At 70.7% G+C, this 13,459-nt stretch carries 13 protein-coding genes; 2 read left to right on the forward strand and 11 right to left on the reverse strand.

The features are described 5' to 3' along the window. Window positions 1-4: 4 nt before the first annotated feature. The 4 genes from WMF11_RS27515 to WMF11_RS27530 form a co-directional block, all read right to left on the reverse strand. Window positions 5-1,030: a phosphotransferase enzyme family protein gene (locus WMF11_RS27515; RefSeq protein ID WP_437902258.1), complete on the reverse strand. Its 1,026-nt coding sequence runs from the start codon at window positions 1,028-1,030 to the stop codon at window positions 5-7. Next, window positions 1,003-1,464 carry a hypothetical protein gene (locus tag WMF11_RS27520; RefSeq protein ID WP_437902259.1) on the reverse strand — a complete coding sequence of 154 codons (462 nt, stop codon included), beginning with the start codon at window positions 1,462-1,464 and terminating at the stop codon, window positions 1,003-1,005. Before WMF11_RS27520 ends, WMF11_RS27515 begins: the two co-directional genes overlap by 28 nt. 174 nt (window positions 1,465-1,638) lie before the next feature. Continuing rightward, a complete protein-coding gene (locus WMF11_RS27525; protein WP_437972814.1) occupies window positions 1,639-2,316 on the reverse strand; it encodes a class I SAM-dependent methyltransferase in 678 nt (225 codons plus the stop codon). A 14-nt stretch (window positions 2,317-2,330) separates the two neighbouring features. Beyond that, complete coding sequence (locus tag WMF11_RS27530; RefSeq protein WP_437902261.1) at window positions 2,331-2,813, reverse strand: DUF1348 family protein; 483 nt, start codon at window positions 2,811-2,813, stop codon at window positions 2,331-2,333. 269 nt (window positions 2,814-3,082) lie between these two features. On the opposite strand from WMF11_RS27530, the gene WMF11_RS27535 reads away from it, so the two are divergent. After that, window positions 3,083-3,475 carry an MAPEG family protein gene (locus WMF11_RS27535; protein WP_437972815.1) on the forward strand — a complete coding sequence of 131 codons (393 nt, stop codon included), beginning with the start codon at window positions 3,083-3,085 and terminating at the stop codon, window positions 3,473-3,475. A 39-nt stretch (window positions 3,476-3,514) separates the two neighbouring features. Here WMF11_RS27535 and WMF11_RS27540 read toward each other — a convergent pair whose 3' ends face one another. The 5 genes from WMF11_RS27540 to WMF11_RS27560 all read right to left on the reverse strand — a co-directional run bounded on the left by WMF11_RS27540 (window position 3,515) and on the right by WMF11_RS27560 (window position 11,327). Then, a complete protein-coding gene (locus WMF11_RS27540) occupies window positions 3,515-4,621 on the reverse strand; it encodes an MBL fold metallo-hydrolase (protein ID WP_437972816.1) in 1,107 nt (368 codons plus the stop codon). Beyond that, window positions 4,618-5,193, reverse strand: coding sequence for a TetR/AcrR family transcriptional regulator (locus tag WMF11_RS27545; protein WP_437902263.1), 576 nt, complete (start codon window positions 5,191-5,193; stop codon window positions 4,618-4,620). The genes WMF11_RS27540 and WMF11_RS27545 overlap by 4 nt, the downstream gene beginning before the upstream one ends. A gap of 162 nt (window positions 5,194-5,355) precedes the next feature. Next, the gene (locus WMF11_RS27550) at window positions 5,356-6,453 is read right to left on the reverse strand and encodes an FAD-dependent monooxygenase (RefSeq protein WP_437972817.1); all 1,098 of its coding nucleotides are present in this window, start codon (window positions 6,451-6,453) and stop codon (window positions 5,356-5,358) included. After that, window positions 6,450-9,341 carry a LodA/GoxA family CTQ-dependent oxidase gene (locus WMF11_RS27555; RefSeq protein WP_437979350.1) on the reverse strand — a complete coding sequence of 964 codons (2,892 nt, stop codon included), beginning with the start codon at window positions 9,339-9,341 and terminating at the stop codon, window positions 6,450-6,452. Before WMF11_RS27555 ends, WMF11_RS27550 begins: the two co-directional genes overlap by 4 nt. Before the next feature lie 441 nt (window positions 9,342-9,782). After that, complete coding sequence (locus tag WMF11_RS27560) at window positions 9,783-11,327, reverse strand: dockerin (RefSeq protein ID WP_437972818.1); 1,545 nt, start codon at window positions 11,325-11,327, stop codon at window positions 9,783-9,785. A 245-nt stretch (window positions 11,328-11,572) separates the two neighbouring features. Here WMF11_RS27560 and WMF11_RS27565 point away from each other — a divergent pair, with 245 nt between their 5' ends. Then, window positions 11,573-11,932, forward strand: a complete 360-nt coding sequence (locus WMF11_RS27565) for a hypothetical protein (protein ID WP_437972819.1) — start codon at window positions 11,573-11,575, stop codon at window positions 11,930-11,932. 225 nt (window positions 11,933-12,157) lie between these two features. Here WMF11_RS27565 and WMF11_RS27570 read toward each other — a convergent pair whose 3' ends face one another. Further along, complete coding sequence (locus tag WMF11_RS27570) at window positions 12,158-12,649, reverse strand: permease (protein WP_437739268.1); 492 nt, start codon at window positions 12,647-12,649, stop codon at window positions 12,158-12,160. Then, a complete protein-coding gene (locus WMF11_RS27575; RefSeq protein ID WP_437979351.1) occupies window positions 12,646-13,338 on the reverse strand; it encodes a PEP-utilizing enzyme in 693 nt (230 codons plus the stop codon). The genes WMF11_RS27570 and WMF11_RS27575 overlap by 4 nt, the downstream gene beginning before the upstream one ends. Window positions 13,339-13,459 lie beyond the last annotated feature (121 nt).

Here is a 13,459-nt window from a genome sequence, read left to right on the forward strand (position 1 = left end):
GCTCTCAACCAGGCTCCGGCCACGCCGGCTGATCGCCGAGGATGCGCGGCTTGTGGCGCTCCAGATAGGCGCGACACCAGGCGTCCGGCGCCTCGCGCCGGCTGACCCGGCGGATCGCCGTGTACAGCACGAGCTCGCGCAGCTTCATGAACCGGTCCATCTCGGCCAGCCACCGCGCGGAGAGCGCGTTCTCCCGGGCGTAGCCGTCCAGGAACCTGTCGCGGAACATCCGGAGGAGCTCTGGCGGCCGCCCGGGGCCGAGCGGGTCGATCGCGACATAGAAGAGGACGATCCCGAGATCGCTCGCGAACCACTCGTAGGCGCAATCGTCGAAATCGATCAGCGTGAGCGCGCCGCCGTCCTTGAGCACGTTCCCGAAGTGGGCGTCGGTGTGCACCAGGCCGAAGGCGTCGCGGTCCGTCGGCAAGGCCCGGAGCTCCGCGACGAGACGCTCCAGCCGGCCGCCGATCGGGTCGCGCTCGTCTGCCGGCAAGAGCTCCCGCGGCCTGGTGAAGTCGCCGTCCTCATGCCACGCATGACGCCGCCTCGCCGACGGCGGAACATACACCTTCGTCGCGGCGTGAAGTCGCCCCAGGAGCCGCCCCCAGGCGGTCGCCACGTCCGGCGTCAGATCGTCGGAAGAGAGCGGAGCGCCTGGCGCCTTCGCGTACGCGCGCACGCAGACGGCCTGGCCGGGCTCGCCGAGCAACGCCGCGTAGCTGCCGTCAGCGGCCCGGATCGCCGGGGCGGCGCGGACGCCCTGCGTCGTCAGGTACTCCAGCCATTCGCACTCCGCCTCGACCGCGTCCAGGGACCTGCGCCCGGGATCCCCGAGCTTCAGGACGAAAGTACCGTCGCGCCGCCGCGCCTCGAACACCTGGCACTCGAAGCCGCCGATGTGCCGGCAGGTCGCCGGATCGAGCCCGTAGAGCGCCAGAGCGCGATCGAGCAGAACGGGATCTACGGGAGTCGTATCGTCCGCTCCAGAGGGCAGCCCCGCGCTCAGGGCTGGCTGCCTTCCGGCGGGCACACGACCCTCTGGGGCGGCGGCGGGTTGCACATGACGACCACGGGAGGGCCTCCGTCGCGAGAGGGCTGAGGCGGCGGGCAGGTGTTCGGGAGAAACTGCCTGCACGTGCCGTCAGGGCCCCGGACCACCTTCGCTCCCCGCGCGGGCTGCGGAAGCGGCTCCTCCTCGCCCTGCGCCGACGTCGTCCCGGCGTCCTGCGACGTCTCCGGCACCGCCGCGTCCTGCGTCTCCGTCGTCCCGGCGTCGCTGAACGTGGCCGCGTCCCCCACGCCAGACGAAGACGTCTGCATGAGCTCCAGGCGCGGCGGGTTGGCGATCAGCTCCGGCGGATCGGGCTGCGGCTGAGACGTGCCACAAGCCGCTGCGCCGCCGGCCACCGTGACGACGAATGAGGACGCGAGCACGCGGCGACGCCGGCGTGACGAGAGCTTCATGGAGACCATCCTAGACCGATGGCCCGACCCACGTCACCCGAACGGCGATCGCTGCAGCGCGCTCCGGGGTCTCGTCTCGAGCTTCATCAGGTGGTCGCCGATCGACGGCTCACGGCAGAGCATGCCTCGATGCCGAGCGTGGTAAGGAACAGGAACCGTCGATCAGGACGTTGTTCAAGCCCCAGGCGGATGGCGTGCCGTGCGCCTGAGCTGCACGGACAGGAGCCGCGGCGGGTCGCTCCTGGCGGCCTCCGCGTCGCGCCACTCGCCCAGGTGAACGAGCTCGAACCCAGCCCCCAGGCCGCCGTTCACGTACTGTGACACGTCATGCAGGAACGCGGTCACACGCTCGGGCTGGCCCGTCTCCGGGTTGACGAAATTGGCCTGGCCCCCGCGCATCTGTCGCACCGGGTGCAGCTCGCACAGGAAGAGCTCCCCTCCCGCGCGCAAGGCGCGGGCAGCCTCGGCGAAGACCGCGTCGATGTCCTCGATATGCTCCAGCACGAGCATGGCAATCACGACGTCGGACGAGCCCGCCTCGAGGGGCCAGGAAGCGCGGATGTCGTGCTGCACGAACCGGACGCGGGGAGAAGACACGCGGGCCCTCGCGCGACGCAACATCCCCTCGGAGAAATCCAGCGCGAGGACGCTCCTCGCCTGCTCGTCGAGCCACTGCGTGTTGCGCCCTGTGCCGCAGCCGATCTCGAGAACGTCCCTGCCGGCCAGCGCCAGGCCGCGTTGCCGGAGGACCTCCGCCGCCAGCTCGCGGGTCCGGTTGAAATCGTCATCGTACGTCGCGGCCCAGCGATCGTAGGCCGTGGCGATCTCGGGTTTGTCTGGAGAGCTGGACATGAGCTCGCTCCGCATCACAAGCTGAGCTCGCTCAGCCCAGGATGCTCGTCGGGTCGCCGCCCGAGCGGCCAGTGGAACTTCCGCTCCTCCGCCGCGATCCGCACGTCATTGATGCTCGCCTCGCGCCGCCGCATCAGCCCCTGCGCATCGAACTCCCACTGCTCGTTGCCATGGGACCGGTACCAGTTGCCGCTGTCGTCGTGCCATTCATAGGCGAAGCGCACCGCGATGCGGTCCCCGGTGAACGCCCAGACCTCCTTGATCAGGCGGTAGTCCAGCTCCCGCTGCCATTTGCGTTGCAGAAACGCCTCGATCGCCGCCCGCCCCTGGAAGAACTCCGCCCGGTTCCGCCAGCGGCTATCGACCGTGTAGGCCTGAGCCACGCGCGCGGGATCCCGGCTGTTCCAGGCGTCCTCCGCCAGCCGCGCTTTCCGGGCGGCGGTCTCGGCGGTGAAGGGCGGCAGCGGCGGGCGCGACACGACAGGATCTTCGCTCAAGGTGCACCTGAACGAACCTTCCTCGAATCTCTCATCCCCGGCAACCCCTTTTCACGCGAAGCTCCCCAGGGCCGTACCGCGGACCGGCCGCTCCCGTCCTGCCATCGGCGCGCGTCCGTCGCTCGCGCGCGCCGCCCCGCGGGACCGCCCTGCCCGCTCCGGCGCAGGCGCCGTGGGAGCGGCCACGACGCTTGGCGCTCGCGCCGGCGGCGAGAGCTCGTTAGAGTCGCTCCGCGCTTCGAGGAGCCTGTGCGCTCGAGAGGGATCCGATGACCATTCCGTTGACGTGCGTCTTCATCTCACTTCTCTTGATCTACGTGGCCCGCCTGTTCGTCGCCAGGGCGCAGTCACAGCAGCCCGAGGGCCTGGACAACCGCAACCCGCGCGACCAGCAGGCCAAGCTCACGGGCGTCGGGCGCCGCGCCCTCGCCGCCCACCAGAACGGCTTCGAGGCGTTTGCGCCCTTCGCCGCCGCCGTCTTCACGGCCCACCTCGCGGGCGCCGACGCTGGCTGGAGCGCCATCCTCGCCGTCACCCACGTCGCCGCGCGTGTTCTCTATCTGGTCATGTACATCGGCGACAAGGCCTCTGCCCGGACCGCTGTCTGGATCATCGGCTTCGCCGCCACCGTGGGTCTATTCCTCCTGAAGTGGCTGGTCTGAACGCCGCAGCGCCGGCGCGGCGGGGGCGCCGTGGCAGGCTCAGCGCGGCAGGGGCATCCACGCGCCGTCCGTCGGGACGTGGACCTGCGCGGGCAGGTTCTTCGAGGCGGCGCGCTGGGTGAACGCCGTCACGGGCTCGCGGTAATGGGCGAACGTTGTGTGGTGGATGGGGATCACGTGACGGGCGCGGAGCAGCGCGGCGGCGGCGACCGCCTCCTCCGCGTCCATCGTGCGGAGGCCGCGCGCGCCGTCGACGCCGACCGCGCCGAGGTGCGGGAGCCAGAGATCGATGGGCGCAAAGCGAGCCGCCACCGCGCGCATCGGCTCGGTGAAGACCGAATCGCCGGTCCAGTACATCGAATAGGGCGTCGCGCCCTCCCAGCGGAGCACATAGCCGTTGCCCTTGCCGAGCGTCGCGTCGAGCGCCGCATCGTGGGAGTGGTTCGCCGGGACGGCGAGGATCCGCAGGCGGCCGGCGCGGGTCGGGAGCACGGCCTCGTTGTCCCAATCGAGCGGCGTCAGCTTCGTGAATCCGGCGGCGCGCGCCGCGCCGACCGCGTCGGGAGGGAGGATGAAGGTGACGTCCTTCGGGAGCGTCTCCTTCGCGACGGCGTCGAAATGGTCAGCATGGTTGTGGCTGAGGAGGATGACGTCGAGGTGCCCGAGCGGCTCCGCCGGAGGATCGGTATAGCGGGCGACCGGCGCGTTCTCGACGCCGGTCGACGGGTGCTTTGGGAGCGCAAACGCCGCCGGGCCGCGCGGGCCAAGGACGGGATCGGTGAGCAGCCGGAGGCCGTCGCGCTCGAGGATCGCCGTCGGGCCGCCGCGCCACTGGAGGCGCCCGCTCGAGGCCTCGGCTGCGGCGGCTTCGCCGGCCGGCGGCGCGGTCGCGGCGGCCGCGCCGGCCGGCGGCGCGGTCGCGGCGGCCGCGCCGGCCGGCGGCGCGCTGGCTCCGCCGCGGTCCGGCGATGCACAGGCCGTCAGGGAGAGCGCGAGCAGCGCGGCGACCACCGAGCCCATGGGCGCCCGTGGCCTGCGCGGGCGACCCGTCGAGGGCGCGCCTGCGCCGGGCTCCGCCCCGGCGGGCTGCGGGAGCTGCTCGGCACGTCCATTCCACCTGCTCGGGACACCCGTGATGCGGTTCATCGTCGTCGCCTTCCTGGCCGCGCTGTTGCAATGAGGTTCTCGGCGAGGGACCGCGCGCGCGCGGCGGCGCCCGGTCCCCCCTCGCGGACGGCGGTCACGATCGCGCCGTCGATCAGCAGCAGGATCTGCGGCGCCAGCGCGCTGGCCGACGGCACGCCGGCCTCGCGCAAGAGCCGCTCGAAATAGTCGATGAGCCGCTGCTTGTGGCGCTGCGCGGCCTGGTGCGCCGGGTGGCTCCGGCTCGCGACCTCGACCATCGTGTTGAGGAACGCGCAGCCGCGAAAGTCGTCCGCGGCGAACAGCTCGGCGAGCGCGTCGAAGACCGCGAGCGGCCGGTCCCGCGGATCGTCCGCTGCCGCCTCGACTCGCCCTGCCAGCCACTCGCGAAAGCGCGCGTCGCGCGCGTCCAGCACCGCCACGAGCAGGTCGTCCTTCGTCCGGAAGTGCCGGTAGAACGTGGCCTTGGCGACGTCCGCCTCGGCGATCAGGCGATCGACGCCGACGGCGCGGTACCCCTCGGCGTAGAAGAGGCGCTCCGCGACCTCGAGGATGTGGCTGCGCGCGTCCCGCACGACCCTGCTTTAGACAGACAGGTCTGTCTTGTCAAGGGCTGCCGGCGCGCGGCCCGCCGAGAAGGCCGGCGACGCGCGCCCGAGGTGCTGCCCTGAGGCGCCGCCGGAAGGCACCACGATACCCGTGATCCCCGTGATCCAGCGGATCATTGCCTGCCCGGCTCAGGCCGTCACACGGCCATGCTCGCGCCAGAACGGCGCCTCGGGCCAGCGCCGCTCGTCAGCATAGTGCGCGATCAGGCGCTGGCGATAGAGCCGGCGCATTTCCAAAAGACGCGCAGCGTAGGCCCGCAGCGGTCCGAGCTCCCCGCGCATCGCCGCGGGGATCGCGCGCGCCACGTCCATGCCGCCATGCAGCGCCGCGAGGATGCCCTGCGCGGCAGCCGGATCAAAGCTGAGCGCCGCATCGCCGCAAGCCACCCAGCCGGGTCCGTAGACCGGCTCCAGCCAAGCGCCGCAGGCGTCATGGCCGCTCAGCGGCGTGTCGAACACCGCGCCGGGGAAAGCGGCCGCCACATGGCGCGTGTCGGCCAGCGCTGCGCGCCATTCCTCGGGCCGCGCCAGCAGCCGCGCCGCCTCGTGGGGCCGGGAATGCAGCATGAAGACCGGCGCGCCATCTGGCAGCAGCGCCGCGTACCACCAGCCCTGCGGCACGGTCTCCACGAGCGTACGGTTCAGGCGATAGGCCGGATCCGGACGGGCGCGGCCGACCACCGCGACGAGCGCCTCGTCGCGCCGCCTCGTCGCGCCGAGCCGGCGCGCCAGCGACGCGGCTCGCCCGCTGGCGTCGACCAGGAAGGACACGCGCCATTCGGCGCCGTCTCGGCTCCACAATTGCCAGCGCGTATCGCCCCGCGCGACCCGCGCCAGATTCAGCGGCAATGCCCGAGCGCCGGCAGCCAGCGCGGCGGACACAAGCTCGGCTTCGAAGGTGGCACGATCGAGCCGAAAGCCAGGTCCATCTGGCTCGCTCAGGAAATCACGGTAAATCGGCTCAGGATAGCCCCAGACCGAGATATTGCCGCCGATCGGCGTGTGCCGGCCGCTGTCGCCGGGCAGCGGCAGACCGCATGCGCGCAGCAGACGCACCGCCGCGCCGGGCAGAGCCTCGCCGGGCTTGGCCGGGGCGGCGCCGTCAACGAGCCTCGAGTCGCAGAGCAACACCGACAGGCCGGCGCGGGCGAGCAGACAGGCCGCCACCGCGCCGGCCGGGCCGGCGCCGGCCACCGCCACGTCGCAGGTCGCGGCCGATCCGCTCATCGGCGGAAGCGGATCCGGACGGCGGCGAAGGCGTTCCTATGTTCCTCGTCCTCCCAGCCCGCCCGCTGTGCCGGGCTGAGCGGCCCCGCTGGCGCCCCCTCGGCCTCCTCGCGTAGCTTCTGCACGCGATGCTCGGGGATGCTCTCCACATAGATCACCGGCGGGAAATCCGGATCGTCGGGGATGCCCGGCCGCGCCTCCACCACGCCCATGTCAGCGAAATGCGCCACCATCTGCATCATCGCCGCGACCGGATCGCGCGCCGTGCCGCGGGTCCAGAAGGCGCGGTAGTTGAAAGCGGCGAGGCGCTCCTCGCGGCTCTTCGTGGTGTCCACCACGACCTTGTATTCCTCCTCGGTCAGCACCTGATTCGGTACCCGGGCCGGCCAGAAGGACGGGATGTAGGGGTCGAAGCCCGGCGGATACCCCGAGCGGCAGAAGGTGGTGTCGCCCTGCCAGGGAAGCGCCATCCAGCGGCTGATGGTGCCGGCGGTCTGGTCGTAGAGCGGACCGCCCGGAGCCATCGCGCTCTCCGGCGTCAGCTCGCTGCCGAAATCAAGCGGCACCGTCCCCTCGGGCCCCAGGCGGAACCGGAAAGGCGCCTCGTACATGCTGGTATGGCGCAGCGGCCATGTCATCTCGCAGCCCGGATGAAACGCATCGGCGAGACAGAAGTGCAACGCCGCCTTGTCGAGCATCGCCGGCTGCTCGGCCAGCGGCACGTCATCGATGCTCTGCGGCGGCACCGCGTCGCGATGCCAGTCGCCGATGAAGTCCCCGTCCACCCAGCGCTGCAGGTGCACCTGCTGCACCCGGGGTAGATCCAGCAAGTTGCGCGGCGAATTCTCGGTGGAGGAGCCGTAGGCGTCACCGTACAGATACGGCCACATCCGCGGCTGGTAGTCCGACGTCTCGTGGGGTCGGAACGAGTTCATGATGACACGCCGCAGCTCGCTCCATGTGTCGCTCCGACCGCCGGCGCCCGCCTTCGAAGGCGCCTGAGCGAGCTTGTCGATGAACGCGAGATCCTCGAAATCCATCGGCCCCCCCTTGCCGAACATCGCGGCGAAGCCCTTGTTCACCCATTGCAGGCTCGACAGCCGCCGCAGGAACGGCAAGATGTCTCTGGAGAACGACGTGGTCTGCGGCATCGCCATCCAGCCGCAGGCGATGTAGCAATCCACGAGCATGTCGTGCATGGTTCGCCAGCCGACCACGTTGGTGCCGTAATTCGGCGGCGTACAGACCACCCAGGCATGCTGCACCGGCACGGCGCGGCCGCTGATCGACACCGTGGCGGTCACCGGACCGTCGGAGATGTCATCGTACCATTGGTCGGCGTTGTTGAAGCTCTTCTCGTCGGCCGGCACGTAGACCGGTGCGTTGGTGGGCGACCCGGACTTGCCATGCCCGCCCAGCACGAGAAGGCGTCCGCGGTCGTCGGTCCGGATCTCGCCCAGCGGCACGTTCACGCCCATGAACTGGCCGGTATCGAAGCTGTGCTCGCTGCCGCCCGACACCGATTTGCCGCTGATGCTCCGCGGCCCAGGATCGATCGCCAGCGCGGCGCGGTCTGCCCCTTTCACCGTCGGGTTGCGCAGGGGCACGCTCGTGCCGACGGCGTCCGGGATATCGAGCGCCATGTCGAACTGGTACCATTGCGCCTTGCGGTTGGCCAGACGCACGGTCCACTCGATGTTGGCGTCATCAGCCGTGAGCTCTCTCACGACCTCACCAGCGGCGTTGTAGCCGTAGATGCGGAACTGCGCCGCCTCGCGCTTCAGCGCGCCGGTGGCGTCGCGGTGAAAGCCCGGTGCGAAGGGGGAAGGCTCGGTCACCTGGGGACCGATATAGTACTCGCTCAGGCTGTCGCCGACGCGGCAGATGCCGATCGCGGGGTGGATCGCGGCGCGGACGATCACGCTGTCCTTGGCCTGCGGGCAGTCGCCGCTCGGCTTCGGTCGGTCCGGCTCGCCGGTGGGCACGCCGTTGGCGTCGCGCCGCACCTGCGCGGAAGCCGCATAGACGTCGCGTCGCGCCTTTGCGATGGACCCCTGCGGGAGGTGCTCCTCCGTGACGCGCCAGATATTCCACGACAGGTTCTCGCCATACTCCGGCTGGCTTCGCACCGTGATGTCCTGTTGCTCCAGGATCAGATCGGCGAGGTGCACCGGCGGGCTGGCCTCCTCGGTCCAGGGGATCATTGCGTCGTCGAGCGGTTGGGTGTCTCGATTCGTGCGGAACTGCGCGCAGAATTTGAACGTCACCGGCCCGGCCTTCAGCCGCGCCTCGAGATCGGCGGCCAGATACGTGGGATCGGCCGGCGGGGTCTCCGGCGCGGGCACCTCGATGGTGGGCTCCAGCTTGTACTTCACGTAGTCCTTCGGGCCGAACGAGAAAGGCAGGCCGCTCCAGTACGACGTGCCGAGCACGCTGCCCACCGGCCTGGCCATCTCATCGAGGATCTTCTTCGTCTTGGGATGGTCCTTGAGATAGCTGTCGTAATCGTGGTTCACCACGCCGGCGCGGGTGAACTCGCACATGTCCTTGGCGGTGGCGACGAAGAACACGCTCATGTTCTGCAGGATGAAGTCGAACGTGGTGTCCTCCGGCTCGCCGAAACTCTTCGCGCCCGGCACGCCGAACAGCTTGATGGCGATGCCCAGCGTGGTCTTGTAATCGTTGTCGGTGGGCAGCGCGTCGGAGGAGAAGCGCAGCCACGCCTTGTATTCGCGACCGGCGAACAGGCCAACGCGGTATGTCTCGGGCAGATCCTGCTTGATGCGGAAGGTGGCGCGCACCACGCCATGCGGCTTCAAGAAGACGGGCCGCAGAGCCGGGCATTGTCCGGCCTTGATACGGCCCATCTGTACCATGTCGACGAACATTTGTACGAGCGAGCCGACCGGATCGGCGTCGCAATCGATGCTAGGCGCGGCGACGACCTTCGAGCTGCTGGACGCGGAGTCGACTGCTTCGAGGCGGAGGCGGTGGGTCATGCCTGGCTCCTTGGTGATGAAAGTGATGCAGGAGACAGTACCGCCATCTCGACGTCAAGCTGCTGGACGGCGAGCTCGGGGCGTCCCCTTTCTCCACCATTGCTGCGCGCATGACACGGCTGCTCCTTCGCACAGTCGCCGGGCCGGCCAGGACCAGGACACGCCGTGCTCCAGCAGCGGATAGCTGTGGGACACGAAGAGAAGAGGAGGACTCTATTGCTTCTTCTTCCGGCGTCCTCGGCGCCTCAGATCTGGCCCTGTGTGTCGAGTACCCGGCGCGGCCGAGCGCCGGTGCGCGGCGGACAACCCCCACACACCGGCGCCGCGCCGTCAGGGGACGTTCATCTCGAACGCCACGCTGTAGTTCGGCTGGGCCTTGCCCGTCGTCGAGCCGACGAACGGATCGGAGTCGCGCAGCTGGCCCCAGCGGATCGTGCCGCCCGTCATCGACGTCCCGTCGGTCGTCATCGCATAGCCGACCATCACGCCGGACGCGGGGAGGTTCCGCGCGGTGATCTGCACCGAATCGCCGGAGATCTCCACGCCGCTGATCGGGATCCGGGAGTTGCCGCTCCAGAGCTCGAAGCCGCGGCCCTGCGCCCACTCCGTGAACGCTGTCTGGTGGGGAGACGGCAGCGCGCTGTCCCAGGCGAGCGGCGGCACCGGGACATGGAAGTGCACGGTGACGACGTCGCCGCTGCGCTCGACGCGCGTCGGCTGGAGCGGCCGCCAGTCCTTCCCGAGGACGACCTTCTCGAAGTAGATCTGGCCGAATTTCTCGCCGAGCTGCTGGTAGCCGTTCGCGTTCAGGTGGATGTGATCGTTGGCATACGGATACTGGTACTTCGGACCCGAGCAGACGATGTCGCCCGGGTGATCGACGCCCACGCGCCACTGCGCCTGCGTCGACGTCGACCGCGTGCCGGCGTCGGTGTGCACCGAGTTCTGCTGGGACACCAGCAGGGGGATGCTCCGCGACTGGCCGGTGATCCGGAGGAGATCCTGGTTGTAGTCGGACCACAGCTTTACCAGTTCATCGCCGTAGGTCGCGCTGCCGGCGTCGGACTCGCCGTGCGTGATCACGATGGCGCCGACGCCGTACGTCTTGCCGGCCTCCCTGGCGAGGCGCGCGATGGCCTCCGCCTCGAAGAGCGTCGCCGCGTACGCGCGGCCCATCGACGTGTCGCCCGTGGCCGTCTGGGTGGCGCCCTTCCGGAGGACGCTCATCGGCTGCCCGCTCTCGCCGACGACGGTGTGCACCGTGACGTGTTCGCCGCCGGCGGCTGCCTCCGCGAGGGACGAGATCTGGTCGGCCATGGCCGTGTGCGGCGTCTCGCCATAGATGTTCTTCGGGTAAGCGCTGGGGTAGGTCGTCGCGAACCCGCGGATCGGCTCGACGAGCGGGACCAGGGAGAGGGCCGTGTTCGCCGCGTCGAAGGGGGGCACGCTCGCGTTCCCGAGGGACAGCTTCAGGTTGTGAAAGCGCTGCGTCGTGGTGCGGGGCGGCGTGCCCTCCGCGCCGACCGAGAGGCTCTGTCCCGTGCCGACGATGCCGCTCCAGTCCCAGAGCGGCGCCGGCGGCGCGCCGCCGCCCCCTTCTCCAGCGCCGCCAGCGCCGCCAGTGCCTGCCGCGCCGCCGCCCCCTTCGCCGGCGCCGCCGGTGCCCGCCGCGCCGCCGGAGCCGCTCGCGCTGCCCGTCGCGCCCTGACCGCCGGCGCCGCCGGCGCCGCTCGCGCTGCTCGTCGCGCCCTGACCGCCGGCGCCCTGACCGCCGGCGCCAGAGGACGACCCGTCCGACGAGTCGCATCCGAGCGCCGCGAGGAGGAGAGCGAGCGTGCCTGACGAACCGAGGCTCAAGAACGAAGATTGTCGCATGTTGGCTCCTTGCCGCTGCACGAGCGGGCCGGGTGATCGCGCGGCCCGGAGCGTCGATCGTCAGGCCGCGTGGTGGAAACCACGACCGGCCATAGCACGGAGGCGCAGAAAAACTGAACCGATTCAGTTTCTGGAGACCGCAACCTCGGTCGGGAGCTCCGCCGGGGGCGTCAACCTCGGGGCGTCAACCTCGGTGGCACGTCCTCGACGTCGACTCCGGTTCTTGGCTCGAGCTCGAGGGCGCCGTGCCGAACGGGCTCCGGAAGGAGGTGCTCGCGAAGCTGTCGGAGATCGAGCAGCGGACCCACTCGATCTCCTCGCTCGGCGGCCACCTGAAAGTGCTCGCGTCTCACGCCGGGAGCAGCGATCCTCGCGAGCGCCGCTTCGTGGCCAAGCATTATCGAACCACCACGAAGCACCTCTCGAACGACAATCACCTCACGTTCATGAAAAACATCCTGATCGAGGTGCTCGCGGGGAAGCTCGACAATGGAAAGAGCCTCTCCGCGACGCAACGCAAGACGCGCCACGAATGCCTCTCCTGGTTTGCCGGCGAGAGAAAGCTCGCCAAGCTCGGCGCGGCGCTGGCGAAGAGAGGCCGGTAGCAGTTCCTCAGGGACGCCTCGAACTCGAACGCATCCTCGCAACCGGGCAGCGTTCGAGCCGCCGTGAGCTCGACGCGATGGTGCGATAGCTCGTCCGCCGCGAGGCTCGACGAAGCCAAGCCCAGCGCGGCCGCGCCAACTGCGATCCAGCGGTGATGTACGAACTCACCGCAGGTCTTCCTCGATGTGATCCGCGGCTTCCTCCGGCGTTGACGACGTTGACGCTCAGCCCCGCAGAAGCAGCACGAGCCCGCGCGTCACCACCCCGGCGATCGGCGGCAGCACGAGGGAGGCGGCGAAGCGCAGCGCCGCGAGCCGCCCGCCGATGAAGCCGATCTCGATCGGCAGCCGCAGCGCCGACAGCGTCGAGAGCGAGACGAGGTAGGTCACGAGCACCGGCGCGCCCACGCCCGCGCGGAACGAGCCCGCCGCGAGCGGCAGCCCCACGATGCTCCCGCTCGGCGTGAGCGCGCCCGCGATCCACGCGACCAGGATCCCCCGCAGCCCCGCCGCGTCCGAGAGCCAGCGCTCGATCCACGCCTTCGGCAGGAGCGCCTCGAGGCAGCCGGCCATCACGATCCCGATCACCAGCGCGGGCGCGATCTGCCGGGCCTGGCTGCCCGCCGCGCGCGCCGCCTCGGAGGCGACCCCGCGCTGGATCACCAGGGCGACGAGGACGAGCAGCGTCGCCCCCATGAACCCGAGCGCGGCCTTCACGAGTGCCCCGCCGCGTCGTCGAGGATCACGACGTGCCCCTGATCGCCGTCGACGCGGATCCGCGCGCCGCTCCAGATCGCGGTCGTCGCCGCCTCGACGCCGACGACCGCGGGGATCCCGTACTCGCGCGCCACCACCGAGCCGTGGGTCATCAGCCCGCCGACCTCCATCACCAGGCCCGCGGCGTGGAGGAACAACGGCGTCCAGCCGGGGTCGGTGAACGGCGCGACCAGGATCTCGCCCGCGCGCAGCACCTCGCGCGTCGGGTCGCGCACGACGCGCGCGACGCCCTCGACCACGCCCGCGGAGACGGGCACACCCGCGAGCGCGCCCGCCGGCAGATCCCGGCGATCGCGGCGCGCGACCACGGCCTCGCCCTCGCTGGTGATCACCGGCGGCGGGCTCATCCGCGCATGGCGGGCGAGCGCGGCGCGGCGCTCCACGACCGTGGCCTGGAGCTGCTCCGCGACCGCGCCGCCCTCGAGCGCGGACGTGAGCTCGTCGAGCTCCAGCATCCAGGTGTCGTCGATCGACGCGAGGAGGCCGCGCTCCACCGCGATCGCGCCCGCCTCGCGCGCCGCGCGCCGCACCCGATCGAAGAGCTGCATCATGAAGAACTTGGGGTGCTCGCGGAGCGAGAGGTACACGCGCGCGCGGCGGATGAGCCCGCACGCGCGGAAATCCTTCATGGATCATCCGCTCCGCCGCACGCAGCCGCGGCGCCCCGGGCGCGGCCTCCGCGAGGCGCCGCGTGTGGGCCTCGACGTGGCGCACGAGCTCCGCCTCGCACGCGGCCTTCGCCTCCTCGGG

It is taken from the genome of Sorangium sp. So ce295 (genome assembly GCF_051527405.1).
GTDB classification, from domain to species: domain Bacteria; phylum Myxococcota_A; class Polyangia; order Polyangiales; family Polyangiaceae; genus Sorangium; species Sorangium cellulosum_B.